The organism is Myxococcales bacterium, from assembly GCA_016699535.1.
In the GTDB taxonomy this organism is placed as follows: domain Bacteria; phylum Myxococcota_A; class Polyangia; order Polyangiales.
The window spans coordinates 3965349-3989115 of sequence record CP064980.1; the positions used below are offsets into that span (position 1 = coordinate 3965349).

Here is a 23767-nt window from a genome sequence, read left to right on the forward strand (position 1 = left end):
ACACACATGGCAGCTCAATCGTCGTTAAAAATTCTGGTCCTGCATGGGCCTAACCTTAATCTATTGGGTAGCCGCGAGCCTGAGATCTACGGGCGTGAAACACTTAAAACAATTGATGCCCAGCTAAAAACGATCGCCAAACAGTTCAAGGTGAGCTTAACGTGCAAACAATCAAACCACGAAGGTGTCTTGATTGATCTTATCCAGCAAGCACCTAAGCAATTTGCTGGACTTTTAATCAATCTCGGCGCCTTCACCCACACTTCTCTCGCTCTTGCCGATGCCCTCAGCGCGGTGGCTTTACCCTACGTTGAAGTGCATTTATCCAATATCTTCAGTCGTGAAGCACTGCGTCATGACTCATTAACTGCTGTAAATTCCGTAGGATTTGTTGCTGGATTCGCTTCGAACAGTTACCCCCTTGGCTTACGCGGCCTAATTGATTATTTGAAGGCTCCTAATCGAAAGTAAAAGCCTCATGGAAATCGATCTAAAACAAATCAAAGACTTGATGCGGGCTATCCGCCAACACAACATTAGTGAACTTGAAATCAGCCAAGGCGAAGAGAGTATTCGTTTACGACGCGATCCAGCAGAGGGGGCCGTCGCTGGGCCAGGCTCAAGTGTAGCCCCTCCCGCTCCTAGCATACCGCCACCGGCTGCAGTTCCGAGCCAAGCAGTCGAGCCCACTGCCAGCGAGACAGGCGACTTTATCGTCTCGCCATTTGTGGGCACCTTCTATGCATGTCCAGCGCCTGATGCTCCCTCCTTCATCCAAAAAGGCCAAGAGTTTAAAGCCGGGCAAGTTCTGTGCATTGTCGAAGCGATGAAACTGATGAACGAGATTGAAGCTGAATTCGACGGTACCTTACTCGAGGTTTTGATCGAGAACGGAAAACCCGTTGAATTTGGTGACAAACTTTTCGAATTAAAAAACGCTAGGCGACGCGATTACCATGTTCCGTAAGATTCTTATTGCTAACCGGGGAGAAATCGCCCTTCGTATTATCCGCGCATGTCGCGAGCTTGGCATCTCAACGGTCGCCGTCCATAGCGACGTAGATGAGAAAGCTTTGCACGTACGTTTTGCCGACGAAGCAGTGTGTATTGGTCCAGGGCCTGCACCTTTGAGTTATCTCAATATCCCGGCCATCATCGCTGCCGCTGAAATCAGTGGCGCCGATGCGGTCCATCCTGGCTATGGTTTTCTCTCGGAGAACCCTGAATTTGCCTCAATCTGCGGGGAATGTGGCCTCACCTTTATTGGGCCCTCCCCACAAAACATGAAGCAGTGGGGAAACAAGGTCGAGGCGCGCAAACTCGCTACGCGTCTAGGTATTCCTCTCGCGCAAGGCTCTGACACCCTAAAAAACGCTCAGGATGCGGCAACTCAAGCTAAAGCTGTCGGTTTTCCAGTCATGCTCAAAGCAGCGGGTGGTGGTGGTGGTCGCGGCATGCATATTATTCGCAATGAAGAGCAAATGCTCCGCGTGTTTCCTTCCGCCCAAGCCGAAGCGCTTGCTGGTTTTGGCAATGGTGATTTGTACTGCGAACGTTTTGTAGAAGAGCCTCGACACATCGAGTTCCAAGTAGCCTGCGATGGCAAAGGCATCACGCGTGTTTTAGGAGAGCGTGAGTGCTCCATTCAACGCCGACATCAGAAGCTGGTCGAAGAAGCGCCAAGTGTTGCCGTCTCCGAGGAGCTGCGAGCCGACATGGCAGCGACGATCACACGCGCCATGAACGAAAGCGCCTATCAATCCCTGGGAACCCTTGAGTTTCTCATGGACGAAAAAGGCGAGTTAAGTTTCATGGAGATGAACACTCGCGTGCAGGTGGAGCATCCTGTCACCGAACTTGTAACGGGTGTGGATTTGGTGGTTGAGCAAATTCGTATCGCAGCAGGTGAAGCCATGACAATTCCTGATACCCATCTCACCCCACGTGGTCATGCCATTGAGTGTCGCATCAATGCAGAAGATCCAAAAACCTTTGCACCCTCTCCGGGGCTTATCACCGAATACTATCCGCCAGGCGGAGCTGGCATTCGCGTCGATAGCGGCATTTATGGCGGCTGGAAAGTACCGCCACACTACGATTCGCTCCTCGCCAAGATAATTTCTTACGGCAACAATCGTGAACAAGCCATTGCTCGAATGAAACGGGCTTTAGGTGAAACGATTATTACCGGGATCAAAACCAATATTGCGCTCCATGAGTTCTTCTTGGATCAGCCCCATTTTCGCTCCGGGGACATATCAACGCGCTTTGTCGAGCGTCTTGACTTCAGTAAGATGCCTGAAGCCCAATCCTCAAAAGGCTAGAATCGTTGATAATTTTTAGATGAACGCTGTTTTAAACTAAGCGCATCAGCGGTTCGACGATAAACACAGAGTGCTTTTGTAGGTAGTTATCGGGAAAAAGCTCACTCAGGCGTGCGAACGTAAGGCCGTCGGAAGTCTTGACCCTTTAGAAGCGAAACCCGTAAACTATAGACAAAACAAGCAAAACTAAGGAATTGGCGCCGCGATGAGAGAAAAGAACTCTCTTACTTCGAGATCTGCGCGCACGAAGAAATTGTGAAACACGACCGGACGAAGATACTTGAGGCTGCTCAGAAACACGCATCGAAAGGCTTTTACGATAAAGCTATCGCCGAGTACCAGAAGATTATCGCGTCCGATCCACGGGATATCCGTACCCTTCTGCGCGTCGGTGATTTGCATTCCCGCAAAGGCGATCTCAGTGAGGCGAGCAACGTCTATAGCCGCGTAGCTGAACAATACGCCAGGCAAGGTTTTTTTCTAAAAGCCATTGCCGTGTACAAACAAATTCTCAAGCTTGATCCGTCTCGCATTGATATTGCGATGCGCTTGGCAGAAACCTACAAGCAACTTGCACTCGTCAGCGATGCCTTGAGTACTTACGAGCACATTGCGGCTTTGCACTTTGAGCGTACTGAATACAGTCAAGGGCTTTCCGCCCTGGCAATGATGGTTGATTTAGATCCAACCAATGTCCCCGTTCGTATCAAGTATGCTGAGGCTCTGTCTCAACACGGGAGCACTATGGCTGCAGCAGAGCAGTTCGAAGCCGGAGCTCAACTACTCAAGGAACAGAACCGAACAGACGACTACATTAAAGTATGTGAACGTTTACTATACCATCGCAGCGACGATACTGCTTTAGCTAAAGAAATAGCAGCCCTATACCTCAAACGGAAAAACCCGAAACTCGCACTGACCAAACTTCAAATTTGCTTCAGTAAAGAACCGCATAATATCGCGGTGCTCGAGCTGTTAGCCGATGCCTTCCAACAACTGCAACAGATTCCCAAGGCAATTTCTGTATACAAAGAAATCGCACGTCTTGAAAAAGAAGCCAATCGTGCACGCGAACACGCTGCAGTATTAAAAAAGATACTCGAACTAAGCCCTAACGACGATGATGTAAGACAAGCGCTTGCAGCCTATGCGCCAGGAACACTTTCGGGTGCTCCCGTTCCGAGCATTGAGCCTCCGGTCACGGAAGCTGAGCTTGTTGAAGTCGAGGATGTAGAACTTATCGACGATAACGAATTGCAGCCTATATCGGATGCTCCGTCGTCGAGTCTTCCTCCTGAAGTTGCACGCGAGGCAAAAATTGCTAGGTTACTTACAGAGTGTAAAGTCTATGAAAGTTATGGCTTGCAAAAGGAAGTCACCAAACAACTGACAAAAATACTCACCATCGCCCCAGAGCACATTGAAACGCGAGAAAAACTAAAAGACATCTACTTAGCGAGCGGAAAAAACAACGAAGCCAAAGAACAACTTTTGGCTTTGGCGACTCTTTATGGAAGCTCACAACCTGCCAAAGCGCGCGAGTACCACGAACATGCAAGAACGCTCGGCTCGAGCGCTCAACTTCAACCAACGTTTCCGGATTCGGACGAAGGCACAGGCCGCACCCAACAAGAAGTTGTGCGCGAGCACACAGCTCAAGTCATCAAAGCAGCAAGCGCCGCAAAATCTCCAGCAGCTCCTGCCGCAAAAGTTCCGCAACCACCAGTTGGAACACTAAGACCGATGTCACCTCAAGAATTTGAAGCTATTCCGGTGCGCAATCTTGCTCCAAATCCAAAGCCAGTCGCACCAGAAAACGCGAGTCTACGCGTCGAACAAGCCTTGGATGAAGCCGAGTTTTTCTTGGTTCAGGGTCTACTCAGCGAAACAAAACAAGCGCTCAATGAGATACTAACGGTACACCCTGGACATCCTTTGGTGCTTTCCAAACTCCGAGAAGTGGATAGCTTACTTAGTGAAAGCCGTGACGAACCTATTATCACTATTGACGATACCGATCAGAGTTTCTTGTTGGCTGAGAAACTCGCAGAGGAAATCAGTCAAGAAGATCTTGATGAGGGTGGCGATGTCCTTGATGTTGAAAACGTCTTCAGGCAATTCAAGCAAGGGGTCAAAGCACAGCTGAACGATGAAGATACTGAAACCCATTTTGATTTAGGCATCGCTTATAAAGAAATGGGCCTCCTTGATGATGCTATCGAAGAATTCCGCGTCTGTCTGAACAGTCCACAGCGTGAATGCAATGCCTCAACCATGATTGGTATTTGTTTCAAAGAAAAAGGGCAACTCACAGAGGCCATAAAGAACTTTAAACGCGGACTGCATGCTGAAAACAAAACGAAAGAAGAAGAGCTCGGCTTATATTATGAACTAGGCCTCGCCTATGAAACACTGGGAGATTTAAGCGAAGCTGCTTATTTCTTCCAAGAAGTGGTTAAGCGCGACAAAACTCACCGAGACGCTGAGAAAAAAGCCCAAGCACTCTCGCAGGCCGCTAAATAGTCATAAGGCATACGGAAAATAGCCTTATTAGTGCTCGACGCTTACGCAGGGAGAAGACTAAAAACCTGCGTTAGGAATAAGGAACCGCAAATCTCACTTGTTTTAGGCCTTTTTGCTGCGTTCGGCCTTCTTGAATGACCCAAGTGGGTTTCCTGCATCGGTGTGCCTTGCAAAAAAAACAAAATCCTGCGTTATATTCGCATTTCCTTATCCCTAACTCAGGTTTAAAAGACACAAGTGCGGGCATAACTCAGTGGTAGAGTGGCAGCTTCCCAAGCTGCAGGTCGTCGGTTCGAATCCGATTGCCCGCTCAAAATAAAAAACCACCCCAAACTAACGGGGTGGTTTTTTATTTCAGTCCACTAATCGTTTAGTAACGATAGTGCTCAGGCTTGAAGGGGCCTTCGACTGGAATACCAAGATACTCAGCCTGCTTTGCGCTAAGCTTGGTAAGTTTCGCACCAATCTTTCCTAGATGAAGTTCAGCTACTTTTTCATCAAGGTACTTAGGCAATACATAGACTTTACCTTTTTCATAGTTCTTTGGCTCGGTGAACAATGCAATCTGCGCCAATACCTGGTTGGTAAAGGAATTGGACATCACAAAACTTGGATGACCTGTTGCACAACCCAAGTTCACCAAACGACCGCGTGCTAGCACCGTGATGCGTTTTCCATCAGGGAAGATGAAGTGATCGACTTGTGGTTTGATGTTTTCTTCTTTGATTTCTGGATTGTTTTCAAGCCAGCTGATTTGGATCTCCGAGTCAAAATGACCGATGTTGCAAACGATGGCTTCGTTTTTCATCTGCTTGAGATGCTCCGAAGTAATGACATCGCAGCAACCGGTGGCGGTCACGAAAATATCGCCTTTGGCAGCGGCCTCGTCCATGGTCATCACATCGTAACCTTCCATAGCCGCTTGAAGCGCACAGATGGGGTCGATCTCGGTCACTACAACACGCGCACCAAAACCGCGCATGGCTTGGGCACAGCCCTTGCCAACGTCACCATAACCGGCGACCACCGCGACCTTGCCCGCTAACATCACATCCGTAGCGCGCTTGATGCCGTCCACCAAGGACTCACGACATCCATAAAGGTTGTCGAACTTGGATTTGGTCACCGAATCGTTAACATTGATAGCCGCTGTCTTGAGCGTACCCTTTTTGGCCATTTCATAGAGACGATGCACGCCCGTCGTTGTCTCTTCCGAGAGACCACGGATCGCATCACTGCCCTCAAACAAATGTGCATGGTTGTCATGGACAATTTTAGTCAGATCGCCGCCATCATCGAGAATAAGGTTTGCTCCCTTATTGTCTTTGAAAGCCTTGAGCTGCTGCTCGATGCACCACTCGTATTCTTCCTCGGTCTCACCTTTCCAAGCAAAGACGGGCACACCTGTTTTGGCAATGGCAGCTGCTGCATGATCTTGGGTTGAATAGATGTTGCAGCTTGTCCAGGTCACTTCTGCCCCTAGCTCGGTAAGGGTTTCAATTAGAACGGCGGTCTGCACGGTCATATGCAAACAACCTGCAATACGTGCGCCTTTTAGCGGCTTTTTGCTTCCGTACTCTTTGCGCAGCGCCATCAAACCAGGCATTTCGGTCTCTGCAATCGCAATTTCTTTGCGACCCCAGTCTGCTAGTGAAATATCCGCTACTTTATAATTCTGCTTTTCTGTCATGCTTTCTTTCTCCCGATCCTAGAGTCACGTCGGCCATATGCCGCGTTTTCATTCAATTTTTTCTTTCGCCTCAGCGTGAAGCACTTGCCAGCCAAGTTTCGCGTCTCGGCCCTTACCACAAAAGCGCTTCGGTATCGAACGGATCTCTACCTTGCTCAATCCAGCATCGAGCGCCCACTTCCTTAGATCCTCGGCCTTAAAGCCAAGCCACGTGTCCGCTTGCAACTCCCGCATTTGCTCGTCGTGGTGCTGCCGGTAGTCCACTATTATAAGGTGTCCCCCTGCTCGCAGAAGTTTGCCAAGCTCGCGCATGGCATGGGCCGGGCGAGGCGCGTGATGCAACAATCGAGCAGCAATCACTAAATCAACACCCGAAAAATCAGGCAAAACACTTTTTAACTCTGTAATTTCATACTCGCTGCGCAGTAGCTCCACATTGGTGTAGCCCCGAGTTTGCACGCGTGCTTCGGCAAATTTAAGCTGCTCAGCCGCCCGATCCAGGCCAATTACCCTATTATAGAGCGGGGCCAGAGCATCGAGCACGGCGCCATCGCCCGTACCGACATCCAGGGCAGTTTCAATGCACGCAGCCATCACTGGTTTTAAAGCAAATAGGTATGCAGGAAGTTCGAGAGGAAGGTATTCAAACTGCGCGGAAGTCGCAGTGGCAGTAAAGTAGTGCTTTGTTTGCTGATCACGTTGCTTGAGTACTTCGGCAATCCGTTCAAGCAACCCTTCGTCTTTGGCCATGCGCATACCGTTCGCAGTCGCATCAGCTACCAGCGTATCAACATGATTGGTGGCCGAACTCTGAACCCAAACGCGTGTGCCTTCCTTACGAACGGCCAGAAGGCCGGCCAAGCGAAGCGCGGAAACCTGTCGCGACACCTTGGGTTGAGCTGCACTTAATAGAAAGCCGAGTTCACCAATGGAAAGCTCTTCCTGCTCGGCGAGTGCCAGGATTTTCTGCCGCATGGGATCACTAAGCGAGCGGTACATACGGCAACGTTCCACCCCTGCTGAGGCCTCATTTGGCTCCATTCTAATTATATATGCTTATATTCACATATATGCAATATTAATTTAGCTTTACATGAAATGGCATTAATTTCATAAAAAATTGCCAAAACTGTCATTTAATTTATCAATTACTGCCAATTTTGGCAATCCGGGCTTTTTGTCTGGCTTTGTAAAAAATTCGGTTCGGGGGTGGCGAGTCAGGAAAATTCAGGTAGTACAACGCAGCACATCAGGTTGAACAGAAGCTCAGGGGTTGTCCCATGCAAAATATCTTAAAATTATTTCTATCGTTGTGATTCTTAGTCTGGCTGCAAGTGTGAGCGCCGAGGAGCCATCACTCAATCTTCTCACCCGTGCGATTCAAAGCGCTGTCACTTTGAATCACAGCCAAACCAGCGCAAAGCCCATTTTTGTAAGGCACTGCCGTTCGGCACAAAAAGGCTGCGGCGCTCGGATGGAAGCTTTTGCTCAGTATTTCGTTGAAGCTGGCAAGCGTTTCGATCTAGACCCATGGCTTCTGGCAGCCATGGCTTTTAGAGAAAGCGGTCTTGATCCCTTTGCCAAAGGGTCGGTTGGCGAGCGTGGCTTGCTTCAAATGCATCCACAAAGCCCATGGGGCCGCCGTATTCGCTTTGTTAAAGACGAGCGTTATCGAAAAATCTGCAAAAAACAAGCTGGAGCCTGTCAGCGAGAGCTCGTCCAGCGTGCCGCTGATCTGCTGTCGCGCTCCGTTCGCTTCTGCGATGGCGATCTTAACGCCGCTCTGGGCTCATACAACACCGGTCGTTGCGGCGGAAATCCAGACTATGCGCGTCGCGTGATTGATCAACGGGACCAATTGCGCAAGAGCGTTGGGCTGCCAGCTACCAAGCCAAAACGAAGTGCTTTTTTGCCTATGCAGGCTTCACGCATGCAGAAAAACTCGGCCTCAACGAACTAGTATTCGTTGCTGGGCATGGGCTCATCGGGTTTTTCCGTGCACTTGAAGACGGAATAACGGTAGCTTCAGGGAGCGAAACGCTCCTTTGCTTGCTATCCGTTGAGGGCCACTGCCACCGCCTAGCTGGCGATCTTCAACCTTATTTTAATGAAAAAAATTTCATACTAAATAACATAATAATTACAACACAATAACCGCGCTTTTGTTTGATTTCACCAACGCATTGCTAAAAAACCAGGTAATTTTACTCGCCAAATCCATTAGAACGTGCTTATACTCCGGCCAATCACTGTGATTGTCTAAGTACTTCCCCTCGGAGGTTGGTAATGATTCGTAAATTGTTTGTTCTTTCTTTATTAGTATGTGCTCTTGGCTGGGTTAGTGCGTGTGATGATGACACCACTTCCACAGATGCGAGTGTCGATGTCGCCACGGATACCACAACGGATTCCACTGTTGGCGATGGCAACGTCACTGGCGACAGCGACGTAGGTGACGCTAACTAAGTCACCTTGTTGTAGGATTTATGCCTAGACTCAGCCCCGAGTAGACTATCTGCTCGGGGCTGTTGTTTTTAAAAGCGAGAATACACCGTGCGGATTGAAAAGCTTCTAAGTGAGAAACTCTCGGAAATATTCAGCATCAACTTCAATGTTGATGCTGATGCCCTTATTCGACCCGCCACCGATACCCGCTTTGGGGATTATCAGGCCAACGGCCTTTTGCCGTTGGCTAAGCGGCTAGGAAAAACAGCCCGTGAACTCGCCCCTTCGGTCCTCGATCCAATTTGCGATCTGCAGATGGTGGCCGAAGCCACCGTCGCGGGACCCGGCTTTATCAACCTTCGTCTCGATGCAGACTGGCTAGCAAAAGAACTTTTGGGCACACAGGCGGATCCTGAAATAGGTATTAGTAAGACGCAAAACCCCGAGCACATTGTTGTTGATTTTTCCGGTCCTAACGTTGCAAAACAAATGCATGTTGGACACCTACGTTCAACGATCCTTGGTGCAGCCATCATTCGCTTGCTTCGTTGCGTAGGCCACGAGGTTCTCGGTGACAATCACCTCGGCGACTGGGGAACACAGTTTGGGCTACTCATTGCTGGGCTGCGAGAGTTTAGAGACGACGAAGATCTGAACGATTTAAATATTGAAGAACTGGAAGCGCTCTACAAGCAGGCCAATGACCGAGGCAAAAACGATACCGAGTTTGCCGCACAAGCACGTGCCGAGCTGGCTAAGCTCCAAGCTGGAGACAGCGAGAATCTAAAGATATGGCAACGTTTTGTTGAGATTACACGCACTGAACTCGATCGTATCTACGATCGTTTAGGCGTGAGCTTCGATTTGTGGCTGGGGAAAGCACCTACCATACTATGCTTGCTGGGCTGGTCGATGACCTGATTGACAAAGGCATCGCAAGTGAAGATCAAAACGCGATTTGTGTCTTTTTTGAAGACAATCCAAAGCTCAAAAAGCTGGGTACGCCGATGATTGTACGTAAGAGCGATGGCGCTTTTTTGTATGCGACCACGGATATTGCGACCGTTGTTCACCGATACAAACACTACAACACCACCAAAGCAATCTACGTCGTCGATAAACGGCAGATTCTGCACTTTACGCAGATAGCATACATCACAGCCAAACTCGGTATACCCGTTGAACTTCAGGTTATGGATTTTGGGGCCGTCCTCGGACAGGATGGTCGACCTCTGAAAACGCGAGAAGGAACCGTCGTAACGCTTGCTTCCCTTCTTGATGAGGCAGAGCTGCGCGCCGAGCAACGCATCCGTGAAGAGGGCCTCGACGTTAGCGCCGAAGCCATTGAGACCGTCAAGCGAGCGGTTGGAATCGGGGCCGTTAAATACGCGGACCTTCACCAAAACAGGCAAAGCGATTACCAGTTTGACTGGGACAAAATGATCTCCTTTAAAGGAAATTCCGGTCCCTACTTACAATACGCATACGCGCGTATTCGATCGATATTTAGGAAAGGCGACATCGATTTCAAGAGTTTTGAATCACAAACACTCACTCTAAGTGATGAATCTGAAATTAATTTGGCAAAGCAGTTGCTGCGTTTTGATGAGTGCATTCATCAAGCCACCGAAAATCGTCTTCCTCATATCCTCTGCGACCATCTGTATGCTCTCGCTAGACTCTTTAGCCATTTCTACCAGCACTGTCCTGTTCTCAAAGCAGACGAGCAGACACGACAGAGTCGACTATTGCTTGCAAAGCTATGCGCTTCGCAATTGGAAAAAGGTTTGGCAATATTGGGCATCGACGTCATCGAACGCATGTAGAAAACAAGGCGCTATTTCCCTGCACCTCCCCAAAAATGATGCTAAACTGCTCGTATGGAGCAAAAAGATGGCTCATGTGAGGCGATAGCGGAGCAGATTGTAGAAAGCGGCGACAAAGTAGCGATGAAGAGTCTGGCAGACGACCTTATCGTCTCATCGACTGCAAAAATAAATCATGCCGCTGAAATACTAGATCTCGTGCTTGCTAAGAAGATTGAACTCGGTGCATCCATCGCAGATGCTCTTGTAAAAGCTCTACTAGGCAAAAACCGTAAAGCCTCCAGCATGGCTCTCGTTAGGCTTCCAGAACTGGCCCGAAGTGCACCAGCCAAGGTCGCCAAACATTTAGCTCTATTGCAGAGCGCTTTTGAAACATCTCCATCGACGGTTCAAGAAGGTATTGTGCAGATATACATTACGCTGTGCACCGCATCGATAACGTACCAGCGCAAACTTGAAAAGACCTTCCATAAGCTTATGGAAAACGCGAATGATAAACAATTACTGTGCTGGGCTGAGTCCTTGCTTCCGGCTCTCAAAGGAGAGCCTCACGCCAGCACCCGAAGCATCGTCGAGGCACGTATTCCAGAGTTAAGTAAAAGCAACGCAAAAAAACTGGCAGATATTCTTGGCATCAAGCTTCGCCCTTCTCTATTTGTCTAGCTAAACCATGTTTGAATACCTTCTCCTTTGCATCGCTGGTGTTTTCGCCGGATACATCAACGCGATGGCAGGGGCGGGTTCTTTGCTTACTCTACCCGCACTAATTTTCACAGGCCTTGACGCCAATGCTGCAAATGCCACCAACCGAATTTCAGTACTGTTTCAAACCATCGCAACAAGCATAACCTACAAACGGCATGGCATCGCAATTCAGAAAAAGCAACTTTGGATCCTTTTTCCATCATGCGTTGGCGGCATATTGGGAGCTTATGCTGCAACACGCTTTTCAAAAGAAGTTTTTCAAGTCTGCATCGCCATCGTCATGCTTTTCATGCTTCCGTTAAACTTTATAAAAAAGCGAAACAATGACGGAAGTCACACCGACCTCCCTTTCAACTGGCCTACGGCTTTCGTGTTTTTAGCTATAGGTTTTTATGCTGGCTTTATCCAAGCAGCGGCAGGTCTTATCATTCTTTTCTATCTTGCTTACGCCACCCGGATGAATCTAATTCAAGCCAACGCCATCAAGGTGAGCATTATTATGGTCCTCACCCTATGGGCGCTTGTGACCTTTTTCTTCTTTGATGCCCAAATTGATTTCGGGCGGGGTCTTTTACTTGCCCTTAGCACTGCGATAGGCGGCGTTCTAGGGGCCCATGCAAGCGTAAAGCGTGGTGAGAAACTTATACGCGTGGTGCTCACTATCACGGTCTTGGCAAGTGCAGCCAACCTTTTGTGGCGCGCTTTAACTTAGAAGACAGCATCAAGACCCAATACACGGATATCTTCTTTTGAGATATTTAGAGAGAAATTCCTTATTGCCACGTCTTCCTGAAGGAGGCTCTTAGGCTGAGCTCCCGGATAACTTGGGCTTTGTTGTGATGCTGCTAATAGTTCCTGAATAACCGGCGCTGCTTTTGGAACTATCATAACAATTTGTAAATTTTTCAAATCAAAATATTTTTTAATATTTTTATTAATTTCTTGTTTCCCAAGCGCTTTCCATTGTCTGATCAAAGACGAATAGATGTTTTCTTCCATAGCATAAAACTTAGCATCCAGTGCCTGAGCAAGTTTTTCCGAAGCGCTTTGAGAGAACAAAGCATAGTAATTGACAAGAAAATGTTTCATCCGTTGTACTTCTTGTTCATTGAGACCTTGAGAGGTGAGTCGCTCCAGTTCCCTTACTGCAAGTCGAACAGCAAACACCGCACGCTTGGGATCCAACGGCCGAAGCCAAACTGAAAAATATTGTTGATGTCTTCCAAGATGGGATTTTGCAAAGCGAGTCCAGCTTTGTTGTTCAAAATGCTCCGCGTAAGCATAGTCTCCGTAGTTAAGTCCGCGCTTTTCGCGAACAGCTTGCATCAAACTACCGACAAATTGCCGATGTTCGCCCAGGTAGGAACTCGCAAGCTTAAGGCTCGCAAAGTCCGGATGGGCACGTGTAATCGGAAGCGTAAAACCCATTGAAACAGCAATCGCCTTGGCATCAGGCTTTTCGACAAGAATTATCCGGCGGCCGCTGTTTCTTTGCAAAGGACGTTGACCTAAGCCTTGGCAAGACTTTGTGTTCCATGAGGTAAAATCTTCTCGCACATGGCGTAAGAGTGTCGAGGGAATCGATCCAGTCAACCCCACTGTCAGATTATTGCTGCAAAACCATCTTGAATAATGTGCTTTGACATCATCTATCGTTATATTTTTCAAATCTTTAACATGCCCAACACTAGGATGGCCGTAAGGATGTTTCTCGTACAGGAAAGCTTGAAGCAGTTCTTTGCCAAGGCTCTCCTCGTCACTTCCCTTAAGCTCCGATTGCAAATTGGAAAGCATCTGCATCTTCACGCGCTCAAAGTCATTTGTTTGGAACTGGGGAGATTTCAGAAGATCAAGCAAGATCGCATAGCCTACGCCTACGCCCTCACTTGGTAAGCGAAGCACAAAGGCAATTTGTTCACGATCAATTTGCCATTCCACCTTTGCTGCATACGGGAAAAGTTTCTTTACGATCTCTTCATAACTACTCTTACCGGCCCCGCCCTCAGCCATCAATCGCGCGCTGAGTTCGGTTAGTCCAAACTTTCCTATAGGGTCTGCAGCGGAACCAAAGGAAAACACAAAGCGAAACTCGATGGTGTTCTGATCGTTTGCCTTCACGACAAGCCACGGCATTTGAGCCGCTTCTGAAAGAAGCTCGCTTTGACTGATAGTTGAGATGCCAGCCGAATGATCCAATGAAACCGTTGCTCCCGGGATCTGGCTGGATCCGCAATGAACAAGCAATACCGCAAAACAGCTAATCAAATAGTTCGATGATTTCATTTTGTCTCGTTTGAGAGTTGGGCTTGAAATCTTCTTGACGGGCTCAGGTAGCGACGAGCTACTTCTTTCACATGCTTCGCTGTAGTTCGCTGCAAAGCTTGCATAAAACGATTTCGACCTTCGAGCGTTCCTGTTCGAGCCATAAACGAGGCGAGTTCCTCAGCCAGATCACCAGGACGCTGCATGCTAAGCGCTTTTTGATTAAGTAGATGAGATACGATGCGACTGATCTGTATCGAGGATGGTGGGCTAAGCTGAAGCGCGTCAATCTGCCTTTGAATGCGGGTATCAAGCTCGTCGAAAGAGAAGCTATCAGGGGAAAACTCCGCCTCAATTACAAAAAGACCCGCATCGCGACTCATGAAATCCCCCCAGCTCTCCAGCGCTAGAAGTTTTTGCTGATCGATGACTAGCTCTTGCACCAAACTCGATTGTGGACCAAACAACAAAATGCGAAGCACCTCAAGCGCAGCAAGCTCACGAATGGAATGACGATCGGCCGAGGTCGCGCTTGGGCTCTTAAAAAACCCTGGCACCCGATAACCGATAAGCACACGATTGGTTTTCTCGTTTGGCCAGTTTACAGATGTTGTCTGTCCTCGTGGGGGCGGCGTTTCTGGTACAATTTGGCGCAAGTTGTTCTCGACAGAAGGATTTTTCCAGCCAAGGTAGTGCTTTTGTATTTTCGAAAACCATTGAGCAGGATCGATATCGCCCACGACAAGCACAACAGTGTTTCTCGGAAGGTAATGCGTTTGAAAAAATTCTAAGGAATAGTCATAAAGCCCAGGCATTGCTTTGATATCATCCACATAGCCTAGAGTCGTATGTTGATAAGGGTGTTTACTATAACTAATCTCGCTCAGCTTCTCCCAAAGTGTCTGCCAAGGATCTGATGACGCGGTGTGGTATTCTCCCAAAACAGCGCCTGTCTCCGTTTTGAATGCGCTTGGCGCGTAGTGCAAGTACTGGAAACGATCGGCTTCGATCTCGAGCAAGGTATCCAATTGCTCTTTGCTCACCGAAACCGTGTACAGTGTGTAGTCCCGGGTGGTGTAAGCATTGTTGTCGGCGCCAATGCTTTGCATGATGCCTTCGTAACGTTCCGCGGGGAAACGTTTGCTGCCTCGAAACATCATATGCTCGAAGAGATGAGCAAAACCACTTTTTCCGGGATCTGTTTCGTTGCGCGATCCAACAGTGACTAGCGTGTAGAAGGAAAGCGCTTGCTGCCTCCTCCAAGGAACGCATACCACACGCATGTCATTTTCGAGCCGCATTTCATGGGCCCCAAAAGGCAGGCCTAATAGCTCATGCACCGTCGCTTTAGCGTCTGCTCGCCCTAAGGACGGCGACAACATAAGCATAACGAAACATAAGCTAGCGTAATAACGACTCACAGTAGTCCTCGGGGGCCTGGTATCCAAGCAAATGCATGAGTGTCGCTGCAATATTTGCAAGACCAGGATGTTTGACATCGGGATTCATCTTTAAATCTTTGGCTTTTGTCCATACATAAAAGGGAACGGGATTAAGGGTGTGGCTTGTCTTACCAATAGGACGACCCTCTTCATTCAATTTTACTTTGCCTGTTTTTTTGTTGACTTCAAACATCTCTTCAACGTTACCGTGATCGGCTGTAACAATAATTGCGCCATTCATTGCTTCGATCTCTTTGCAGAGACGCGCTATCTGAAGATCCACTGCTTCCATGGAGACAATGGCGGGTTCTAGTTCTCCTGTGTGACCAACCATATCGCCATTTGCAAGGTTCATTCGCACGTGGCGAAATGATTTGCCGCGCATTTCGTCAATAACTGCATCGGTGATTTCAGCAGCCTTCATCCAAGGTCGTTGCTCAAAAGGTCTAAGATCGCTTGGGACTTCGACGTATGTCTCATAAGCAGCATCAAACATCCCACTACGGTTTCCGTTCCAGAAATAAGTGACGTGACCAAATTTCTGAGTTTCACTCACCGCAAGTTGAGTGATTTGATTGCGCGCAAAATACTCACCCGACGTACGAGAAATAGCGGGTGGCTCCACAAGATAGTGAGGAGGGATCTCCAAATCGCCATCGTATTGCACCATGCCCGCATACATTGTTTTGGGAAAGCGTTCTCGGTCAAACTCGCTGAAAGAATCTTCGGTAAATGCACGACTAATTTCAATAGCGCGATCACCACGAAAGTTAAACATAATAACAGCATCGTTCGTTTCGACCGGACCAATGGGCTTTCCACTCTCGTCGCAAATCGCAAAAGCCGGAAGTTGTTGATCGGAAATCTCCGGTGATTTTTCGCGAAAAGCCTTAATCGCATCGGATGCAGAGCGAAAACATTCTGCTTTGCCAAGAACGTGAGCATCCCATCCCTGTTTCACGACCTGCCAGTTTGCGTTGTAGCGGTCCATGGTAGTCACCATGCGTCCCCCTCCCGATGCAATCCGATAGTCGAGTGTGGATGTTTGGTTGATGGTCGCTACCAGTGTTTCCAACCGATCGACGTATTCTAGCGCACTTCGATCCGGCACATCACGGCCATCCAACAAGACATGAATCCGAACACGAGGCACCTTTTCCTTAGCGGCTTGCTCCAACATCGCCTCAAGATGAGCAATATGACTGTGCACATTTCCATCGGAAAGTAGACCGAGAAAATGCAAAGTCGCATTGCTTTTCTTGCTTTGCTCAATCAAAGCTTTCCAGGTTTTCCCTTCGTAGATGACGCCCTGCGCAATTGCTTCGGCAGCCAACTTAGCGCCCTGTGAAAAAATCCGTCCGGCGCCCATGGCATTGTGGCCAACCTCACTGTTGCCCATGTCTTCATCGCTCGGCATGCCGACCGCGGTGCCATGAGCATTAAGTTCGGTACGCAAGGTCCCCTGCGCTAAGCGATCAAGCGTCGGCGTGCGTGCGATTGAAAACGCATTGCCGGGATTGGCTGGGGCTAAGCCTACCCCGTCCATGATGCAAATCAGGACAGGTCCAGCTACCCCAGAAAATGTTGGATGTTTTTTTAGCTCCCATTCAGTCATGAAGCGCTTTTACTCCTTTCAGCCCGCTATGAATAGACCAGTGAATATCAGACATACCCATAAAAGCTCATTAAAACCCATTTCAAATGCGGTCTGCTTCGAGTATGGATAAGCACTATGCCTGAAATTTCTACCTCAGCTCCCTCCGTCGTTGTCCCGGGAAACCTGGACGGCGTACACCGTGGGCACCAGGCGCTTATCGAACACGCGTCGTCCATCGCTCGCAGCAACCAACTCTGTGTTGTAGCGCTAACTTTCGAGCCTCATCCTGCCCAGTTTTTCGCTCCAGACCGTGCACCCGCTCCTTTGTGCACGCTGGAGCGTAAGAGCAAGCTTTTGAAAGCCTATGGAGTGGATACTGTCCACGTTGCTAACTTTGATCGAGCTTTTTCTGAACTTAGCCCTGAAAGTTTCATCGAATCGGTGTTGATCAAACAACTAAACGCGCAGGCTATCGTACCCGGAAAGAATTTTCATTTTGGCAAGAATCGAGCAGGCAACACTGAAGTCTTGGTTCATCTTGGAAAAAAGTATGGACTCAAGGGTGATGCAGTTAGCCATGTTTCGTTGGGCGAAGAAGTGATTTCTTCAACACGTATTCGCGAATGCTTAAAAAGCACTAGAGTCGCCGAAGCATCCCAATTGATGGCTCGCGCATATGACATCGAAGGCATCGTTACCCAGGGCAAACAAATCGGCAGAACGCTTGGCTTTCCAACAGCAAACCTCGACGAGATCCAGACCTTGGTCCCATCCCAAGGAGTCTACCTTATCGCTGCATATCTTCCCGGCGATACTCAAAAGACCATACGTTTCGGGGTATGCAATATTGGCTCACGACCCACCCTCAATACCGGTAAAGCTATCGAAACGCACCTATTCGACGAAAATATTGATCTTTACGGTCGTACACTTCGTATTGCGTTTCTGGAGCATTTACGAGACGAGCAACGTTTTGAACATGTCGATGCTCTTAAGGCACAAATCGCAAAAGATGTGGAAAAGGCAAAAGTCATGCTGAGCTCGGTTTCGCCTCATCTTTGGAGCCTTTTGAGCAGGTAGCAAACCGACGCTTTCTATCGAGGCATCCGTGCTCAGAGAGACCGTAAGTTGCGTGTATTGGTTGTAGAAAAATAGAAAGTTAAAAAAATTAGCAACTCCACTTACAGACGTTCGATAAGAGCGCTAATGACGGTGGCGTGCAGGACAATAGGTACTGGTTTGCTTAGAAGCAGAGCGCTTTATATAGCGTTTTGTTTTTGGCTTCTGTGTCTATGTAGGCTCAGTTTTGCTCAAGATAACAGCGGTCGCGTGTGTCGCTGCGTCAAATTAGACAAGCCAATGCTCGGTATCGTCACGAGCCATCTGCAGCTGAAGTTGTCTCTGATGCGATACGCTATGCTCGCTTGGGTCCCAAATATCTGGATAAGGTACGATCACGTGCCCGCGATGCAGGATGGGTGCCAACGCTACGTCTTGGAGCCAGTCGCGTCATGGCAAGGGATCTCTCCGAGCAGCAAAGCCTCTCAACGGATAAAACAAATCTTTCGACCGACAATGATCTTCGCCTGGAGGCTTTGCTCGTGTTTGATTTTTCTCGCTTTGTTTTTTCATCTCATGAAGTTACGGTTCTCAGTCAAGAACGCATCCGAAATGATGCCCGACATGATTTAGTCCAAAGCATCACAAAGGCCTACTACGAACGAAGACAACTGCAGATCGAGCGCGACGTCTTCGGAAAACAAGATCTCCAACAGATGATGCGTATCCGGGAACTTGGCGACTACCTGCATGCGATGACAGGTGGAAAGTTTTATAGATCACCATAGAACCTCAGATCCCAGCTCTTTTGGTCGATACCTGAAGCACATTGACAGGCCTGGCGGGCAGTGTTAAACGCTGCATCTAGAGACCATCTGATTCATACCGATAGAGGATTTCATTTGAAAAAAGCTCAAGTAGTGTTTTTTCAAGTAAAAAACGACCTGAGGTATGCATGAGATGGCTTCGTGTTATCGGGGCTGTAGCTCAGTTGGGAGAGCGCATGACTGGCAGTCATGAGGTCAGGGTTCGACCCCCCTCAGCTCCACCCGGTTGCTTCATAGCTGGTCAGTCGCCTGTAAGCTCGGGAGCGGCTTTTTAGTGGCTAACGTTCGTGCGGCATGCGATCACGCGGAGAACGGAAGTAGTGCATCGGGGAATAGTACCAGAAGCTTGAAACTCGGTCCGTGTACAGACAGGCATATTTTTCTACCTGATCGCCAAAACTGGAAACCTCAGGACCTGACTTTAGCAGTGAACCCCAAAAAGGATGAAAGGCGCGATCAACTTCTTCTTCAAGCGTGTTGAACTCCTGATCCAAGGCTCGAAAACGAGTTCGCAAGGTTTCCACACGTCGTTTTAGAAGCGTGCGACGTGCCTCGAGCGCCGTTTTTTCTGCCGGATCAAGCTCTACTTGATCCAGTTGGCCCAAGGTGTGCCTAAACTGCGTTTGATGTTCTCGAAGCTCATCATACAAAGCATCGCGCAACAGATCCAAATGATCCATATGGCTAATATCTGCTTCACAACGTTCTAGCGCCCCAAGCTCTTCGGTCATCTCCTGTAAGATCATGGCAGTGCGCCAGGCGCTTTCTTTTTTAGTACGTAAAACATCACCATAGATGTGATCACCAACGTAAAGCACATCATCGCCACCCACACCGGAAAGCTGCTCAAAAAGAGCCACATTGCCTCCCATGTAGATCTTTCCACGTTCCAGCTCTTGAGTTTCGCGCCGCTCACCGTTGGGGAGAACTTCAAGCAGAGGAGTTCCACCTTCAAAAAACAAAGGCTTTCTTGCAGCACAGATGATCATGTCGAAATAGCTTTTCCACGACGCGTACTCGGGAATCTGACCCTCTAACAAATAGGTCATCATCTTTTGCGTGTAGTCCGCTTGAGAATTCGTTAACAGAAAAAGTCGTTTTCCTGAACTGCGCAGTTTATGGAGCGTACGCGCAAGCAGATCGTCCCGATAAACAAAACGAGGCAAATCCGCGGACACCTCATCCAGGATGCTTCCATCTTGATGAGCAAGATCAATACAAGTTCGGATGTCTGTAAATAATTTTTCGTAGTCTACGGTATCGTATATTTTATCGAGAGCTTCGACCGCAGCAGAAAACACCGACACTTCACTGAGTGCATAAAGTGTGTCCACCCAATGGTAACGGGAACTACCTACACGCAAGCGATTGCGATGATAAAGTGAACGGCGCTCCTCCAAGCTTAAGCGATGTAAGCCGTGATAGGCCTTTTTCACATATTGGTATCTATCCATCTTAAGGACATGGCCGTATTTTTTATCAATATGCAGTCCTCGAATCGGAAAGTCGGTGCGAAAAGGCATCTTGAGCAGTAGCTCTGGATAGCCCTGCTCAACAAGCTTTTTGATCGTCACCTCAATGCTTAGACGATCCATTTCGGCTTGATTGTAGATAGCCAGAGTGTAATCCATGTCAAAACCGATCATCTGGATCAGGTCAAAACGAAGATTACGATTGCAATAAATCCTATGCGAGCGCGGCGGAGCCAGGGGCGCTCCATAGGACATACCCGGAAAATTAAAAACAAGTTGCTCAGTTTGAGGCATGTTCTGTCCCGCCGATAGCGGACAAATTAGCCCTCAACACTCAAACGAGGATCATCTATGGAATAGACACTAACCTGCTGACGGCGGCGTCCTTTACGCTCAAATCGAACAACACCATCGACACGCGACCACAAGGTAAAGTCCTTACCCGTGCCAACGTTGTTACCAGCATGAAAAGTTGATCCAACCTGTCGCACAATGATGCCACCTGCTCGAATTTGCTCACCAGCAAATACTTTCACCCCGCGGTACTGAGGATTTGAATCGCGTCCGTTACGGGTTGCGCCTTGTCCCTTCTTATGTGCCATTACAAACCTCTCTTAGCCTTTAATATCGGTTACGCGGACGGCCGTATAAGGCTGCCTGTGGCCTGTCTTACGGCGGTAGCCCTTACGGCGACGCATTTTAAAGATGATGATTTTCTTACCTAAATCTTGAGCAACGATTTCGCCCTTAACTTCGGCGCCAGACAAAAGCGGCTGGCCCACTTTGGAGTTGTCGCCGTCGCCGAGCATCAAAACACTGTCAAACTTTACGTTGGCGCCAACTTCACCGCTAAGGCGATCCATCCGAACGACGTCACCTTTTTCAACACGATATTGTTTGCCGCCAGAGGCAATTACTGCGTACATGATAAACCTCAACCAAGGGTCGGAAATACAAGAGCGGCTATATTACGGACAAATCGCTTTGTCGCAAGCCCAATTACTGCAAAAACGACTTTAGGGCAGAAAAAAGTCTATGCGCCTGTCTTAGATAAATTGAAATAAAAACAACAGCTTAGAAAAAAACGTTGAGAAAACACACTGGAGTTGTTCAAGAATCGGGGGCCTGGATGGTGAAATCCATACTCCCCCGTTTCGATCTGCTCTCATGCAAGAGTCGCTCTAAGTAGGCTGGCCCGTTGTGGCTTCTGGTTTGGGTGCCCAAGAATTGCAGTAGCCCTTTGGATTGATAGTACCTTTAACAACTTGGCAGCTTCCACAACCGCCTTCTTGTGTAGGCGCAACAAACAATGCGCAGTTCGCGCAATTTTTCTGAGCGTCCGGAGAGGAATCCACATATTTAAGTGCATTGCGAGTTGCGAGGTCTGCTGGGGCCAAACCTGTGGTGGATGAACAATCAAGTGCTTTGGGAGCCTCAGGAGCAGCAGCACTACCCTCTTTTTTGCCGCATGCGCTAAGAACTGACGGCATGAGCAACATCGAGCCACCTGCTACACCACCAAATTGCAATAATCGACGTCGCGTCCATGTTTTTTTCATCGTGACTTCCCTTTCTCTTTTGCGAATTTACAAAGCGTCTTAAAGCTATGGAGAACTTGGTTTCGACTTATAACGCGCTCAGCACTGTTTGTCTTTATTCCAAAGAAGAGCAGCTGTGGCCGATTGCCGCAGCCGTTCACTATTGACATCCACTTTCAAGAACAGGGTACTTCTTGTTTACTTGCTGAAAAAAACCGATATGGTTGAAAGCTGCATGAGCACAGCTAATCCGATCCCCTGGAACAGTCTCTATGAAGCCGCGCGTGCTGCCTTGGACAAAGCCTATGCGCCCTATTCCTCCTACAAAGTCGGTGCAGCTATCTTTTGCAGTGACGGAACAATCGTAAGTGGCTCGAATGTTGAGAACGCAAGTTACGGCTTGGCTCTTTGCGCCGAACGAAACGCTATTACCACCGCAGTTCACCAAGGCATCCGACACATTTCGGCAGTCGTCGTAGCCAGCAACGATGCCAACTTTGCCACACCATGTGGTGCTTGCCGACAAGTGATCAATGAATTTGGCCCAAGTTGCCTCGTACATTGCATCAACAAATCTGGGCAGATTTTTGAAAGCTCCCTTAGCGAATTGCTTCCTTATGCATTTGGCCCACAAAACCTCGACCCATCCTAAAACTCTTCGATAAGTTCACTTTCCTTTCAGCACCACTCATGCCATCAAAACTCGATGTACTCATCACCAACGCTTTGCTTTTCACCATGGATGCTGACAGACGCATCTTTCGTGGCACGATGGGTATCTCAAAAGGACGTATTGTTTTGCTCTCGTCATCACAGCGAGGCAAACTTCCGCCGGCTAAGCAGAACATCGATGCCAAAGGACGCGTTTTGCTTCCTGGTTTCGTTCAGTGCCATATTCACCTTGCTCAAACACTGTTTCGAGGTCTTGCCGAAGATCTTCCCTTACTCCATTGGCTGAGCAAACGTATCTGGCCGCTTGAAGCCGCTCATACGGCACGCTCTCTTCAAGCTTCCGCACAGCTAGGCGTCGCTGAACTATTACTCGGTGGTAGCACCTGTATCCTCGATATGGGAACCGTCCATCATCACAACACAGTCTTTGAGGTCATGGCGCAAAGTGGCATCCGAGGTTTTTCCGGAAAAGCCATGATGGATCGCGGACGAAACCTTCCTTCTGCTTTGAGAGAGGAAACAGCACATAGCCTTCGACAAAGCCGAATCCTTTTTGATCGATGGCATGGCTACGATCAGCAACGTTTAGCTTACGCTTTTGCACCTCGTTTCATTCTTTCCTGCAGCTCGGCTCTGCTTAGAGAAACAGTAAAGCTCGCAACCAATCTTGGCGCTATCATTCATACGCATGCTGCGGAGCATCCTGCTGAACGGCTGGCTGTTCGGCACGCCTTTGGTAAAGACGATATCGCAGCTTTGCATGATGCAGGCATTTACGGACCCCAAGTGGTCTTAGCCCACGGCGTTCAGCTTCGCCGTGCGGAAATGAAAGCCCTGAGCAAAACACACACCCGCATCGCGCACTGTCCAAGTGCTAACTTAAAGCTTGCTAGCGGCATCGCTGACCTTTGCGCCTTGCGGTCTAACGGTGTTCTTGTTGGCCTAGGTGCCGATGGGGCTCCTTGCAATAATCGTCTCGAGATGTGGACAGAAATGCGCGGCGCCGCTTTGCTCGCTAAAATCAAATCCGGCGACCCATCTGCCCTAAATCCCATGACCATTTTGTCCATGGCTACCATCGAAGGAGCACGTGTTCTTGGCCTCGATGATAAAATAGGCTCACTTGAAGTGGGCAAGGAAGCGGATTTCATCTTGCTTGACTTGCCGGCCACCACGCATCTTCCCGGACAAGATCTGGCGGCCAATCTAGTTTATGCAGGCAGCTCTTCGGCCGTAAGCGATGTCTGGGTAGCCGGAAAGCAGCTCGTCCGAAACCGAAAGCTGCTAAGTCTCGATACCTCAACCCTTAAAACACAAGCCACCACCGAACTAAAAAAGCTACTACACCGAAGCCAACTCTAAAGAGCTTTTTTGTGATGAGCTTG

23 protein-coding genes and 2 tRNA genes are annotated in these 23767 nt (G+C 48.6%); 16 read left to right on the forward strand and 9 right to left on the reverse strand.

The features are described 5' to 3' along the window. Positions 1 to 6 precede the first annotated feature (6 nt). From aroQ to IPJ88_18720, 5 genes are all read left to right on the forward strand, one after another. Entirely contained in the window at positions 7 to 471 is a 465-nt protein-coding gene (gene aroQ, locus IPJ88_18700; GenBank protein ID QQR90140.1) for a type II 3-dehydroquinate dehydratase, read from the forward strand. A gap of 7 nt (positions 472 to 478) precedes the next feature. Then, positions 479 to 967 carry an acetyl-CoA carboxylase biotin carboxyl carrier protein gene (gene accB, locus IPJ88_18705; protein ID QQR90141.1) on the forward strand — a complete coding sequence of 163 codons (489 nt, stop codon included), beginning with the start codon at positions 479 to 481 and terminating at the stop codon, positions 965 to 967. Beyond that, positions 957 to 2324: an acetyl-CoA carboxylase biotin carboxylase subunit gene (gene accC, locus IPJ88_18710; protein ID QQR90142.1), complete on the forward strand. Its 1368-nt coding sequence runs from the start codon at positions 957 to 959 to the stop codon at positions 2322 to 2324. Before accB ends, accC begins: the two co-directional genes overlap by 11 nt. A 255-nt stretch (positions 2325 to 2579) precedes the next feature. Then, positions 2580 to 4847: a tetratricopeptide repeat protein gene (locus IPJ88_18715; GenBank protein QQR90143.1), complete on the forward strand. Its 2268-nt coding sequence runs from the start codon at positions 2580 to 2582 to the stop codon at positions 4845 to 4847. 239 nt (positions 4848 to 5086) lie between these two features. Then, positions 5087 to 5158: transfer RNA gene (locus IPJ88_18720), tRNA-Gly, on the forward strand. Positions 5159 to 5217: 59 nt separating this feature from the next. Here IPJ88_18720 and IPJ88_18725 read toward each other — a convergent pair. Both IPJ88_18725 and IPJ88_18730 read right to left on the reverse strand, forming a co-directional pair. Next, a complete protein-coding gene (locus IPJ88_18725) occupies positions 5218 to 6537 on the reverse strand; it encodes an adenosylhomocysteinase (protein ID QQR90144.1) in 1320 nt (439 codons plus the stop codon). 48 nt (positions 6538 to 6585) lie between these two features. Then, a complete protein-coding gene (locus IPJ88_18730) occupies positions 6586 to 7578 on the reverse strand; it encodes a methyltransferase domain-containing protein (protein QQR90145.1) in 993 nt (330 codons plus the stop codon). Between the two features lie 232 nt (positions 7579 to 7810). Between IPJ88_18730 and IPJ88_18735 the strand changes: the two genes are divergently transcribed. The 6 genes from IPJ88_18735 to IPJ88_18760 all read left to right on the forward strand — a co-directional run bounded on the left by IPJ88_18735 (position 7811) and on the right by IPJ88_18760 (position 12225). Further along, a complete protein-coding gene (locus IPJ88_18735; protein ID QQR90146.1) occupies positions 7811 to 8497 on the forward strand; it encodes a transglycosylase SLT domain-containing protein in 687 nt (228 codons plus the stop codon). A gap of 326 nt (positions 8498 to 8823) precedes the next feature. Next, entirely contained in the window at positions 8824 to 9003 is a 180-nt protein-coding gene (locus IPJ88_18740; GenBank protein ID QQR90147.1) for a hypothetical protein, read from the forward strand. A gap of 87 nt (positions 9004 to 9090) precedes the next feature. Then, positions 9091 to 9903: an arginine--tRNA ligase gene (gene argS, locus IPJ88_18745; protein ID QQR90148.1), complete on the forward strand. Its 813-nt coding sequence runs from the start codon at positions 9091 to 9093 to the stop codon at positions 9901 to 9903. After that, positions 9876 to 10808, forward strand: coding sequence for an arginine--tRNA ligase (gene argS / locus IPJ88_18750; GenBank protein QQR90149.1), 933 nt, complete (start codon positions 9876 to 9878; stop codon positions 10806 to 10808). Before argS (IPJ88_18745) ends, argS (IPJ88_18750) begins: the two co-directional genes overlap by 28 nt. Positions 10809 to 10862: 54 nt before the next feature. Then, positions 10863 to 11471, forward strand: coding sequence for a hypothetical protein (locus tag IPJ88_18755; GenBank protein QQR90150.1), 609 nt, complete (start codon positions 10863 to 10865; stop codon positions 11469 to 11471). A 7-nt stretch (positions 11472 to 11478) separates the two neighbouring features. Then, positions 11479 to 12225: a sulfite exporter TauE/SafE family protein gene (locus IPJ88_18760; GenBank protein ID QQR90151.1), complete on the forward strand. Its 747-nt coding sequence runs from the start codon at positions 11479 to 11481 to the stop codon at positions 12223 to 12225. Here the strand turns inward: IPJ88_18760 and IPJ88_18765 are convergent. From IPJ88_18765 to IPJ88_18775, 3 genes are all read right to left on the reverse strand, one after another. Next, a complete protein-coding gene (locus IPJ88_18765; GenBank protein QQR90152.1) occupies positions 12222 to 13592 on the reverse strand; it encodes an insulinase family protein in 1371 nt (456 codons plus the stop codon). The genes IPJ88_18760 and IPJ88_18765 overlap by 4 nt on opposite strands. A 200-nt stretch (positions 13593 to 13792) precedes the next feature. Next, positions 13793 to 15157: an insulinase family protein gene (locus IPJ88_18770; protein QQR90153.1), complete on the reverse strand. Its 1365-nt coding sequence runs from the start codon at positions 15155 to 15157 to the stop codon at positions 13793 to 13795. 19 nt (positions 15158 to 15176) lie between these two features. After that, the gene (locus tag IPJ88_18775) at positions 15177 to 16832 is read right to left on the reverse strand and encodes a 2,3-bisphosphoglycerate-independent phosphoglycerate mutase (GenBank protein QQR90154.1); all 1656 of its coding nucleotides are present in this window, start codon (positions 16830 to 16832) and stop codon (positions 15177 to 15179) included. A 117-nt stretch (positions 16833 to 16949) separates the two neighbouring features. Here IPJ88_18775 and IPJ88_18780 point away from each other — a divergent pair, with 117 nt between their 5' ends. The 3 genes from IPJ88_18780 (at position 16950) to IPJ88_18790 (ending at position 18921) form a co-directional block, all read left to right on the forward strand. Beyond that, positions 16950 to 17894: a bifunctional riboflavin kinase/FAD synthetase gene (locus IPJ88_18780; protein ID QQR90155.1), complete on the forward strand. Its 945-nt coding sequence runs from the start codon at positions 16950 to 16952 to the stop codon at positions 17892 to 17894. A 251-nt stretch (positions 17895 to 18145) separates the two neighbouring features. Then, complete coding sequence (locus IPJ88_18785) at positions 18146 to 18661, forward strand: hypothetical protein (GenBank protein QQR90156.1); 516 nt, start codon at positions 18146 to 18148, stop codon at positions 18659 to 18661. 188 nt (positions 18662 to 18849) lie between these two features. Beyond that, positions 18850 to 18921, forward strand: a tRNA-Ala gene (locus IPJ88_18790). A gap of 57 nt (positions 18922 to 18978) precedes the next feature. On the opposite strand, the gene IPJ88_18795 is transcribed toward IPJ88_18790, so the two are convergent. The 4 genes from IPJ88_18795 to IPJ88_18810 all read right to left on the reverse strand — a co-directional run bounded on the left by IPJ88_18795 (position 18979) and on the right by IPJ88_18810 (position 21731). Further along, a complete protein-coding gene (locus IPJ88_18795) occupies positions 18979 to 20466 on the reverse strand; it encodes an HAD-IG family 5'-nucleotidase (GenBank protein QQR90157.1) in 1488 nt (495 codons plus the stop codon). 26 nt (positions 20467 to 20492) lie between these two features. Continuing rightward, positions 20493 to 20774 carry a 50S ribosomal protein L27 gene (gene rpmA / locus IPJ88_18800; GenBank protein QQR90158.1) on the reverse strand — a complete coding sequence of 94 codons (282 nt, stop codon included), beginning with the start codon at positions 20772 to 20774 and terminating at the stop codon, positions 20493 to 20495. Positions 20775 to 20786: 12 nt separating this feature from the next. Beyond that, positions 20787 to 21098 (reverse strand): 50S ribosomal protein L21, encoded by a 312-nt coding sequence (gene rplU, locus IPJ88_18805; GenBank protein ID QQR90159.1) that lies wholly within the window; start codon positions 21096 to 21098, stop codon positions 20787 to 20789. Positions 21099 to 21353: 255 nt separating this feature from the next. Beyond that, a complete protein-coding gene (locus IPJ88_18810) occupies positions 21354 to 21731 on the reverse strand; it encodes a high-potential iron-sulfur protein (protein QQR90160.1) in 378 nt (125 codons plus the stop codon). Between the two features lie 214 nt (positions 21732 to 21945). Here IPJ88_18810 and IPJ88_18815 point away from each other — a divergent pair, with 214 nt between their 5' ends. Both IPJ88_18815 and IPJ88_18820 read left to right on the forward strand, forming a co-directional pair. Next, positions 21946 to 22362 carry a cytidine deaminase gene (locus IPJ88_18815; protein ID QQR90161.1) on the forward strand — a complete coding sequence of 139 codons (417 nt, stop codon included), beginning with the start codon at positions 21946 to 21948 and terminating at the stop codon, positions 22360 to 22362. A 38-nt stretch (positions 22363 to 22400) separates the two neighbouring features. Next, the gene (locus IPJ88_18820; GenBank protein QQR90162.1) at positions 22401 to 23744 is read left to right on the forward strand and encodes an amidohydrolase family protein; all 1344 of its coding nucleotides are present in this window, start codon (positions 22401 to 22403) and stop codon (positions 23742 to 23744) included. Positions 23745 to 23767 lie beyond the last annotated feature (23 nt).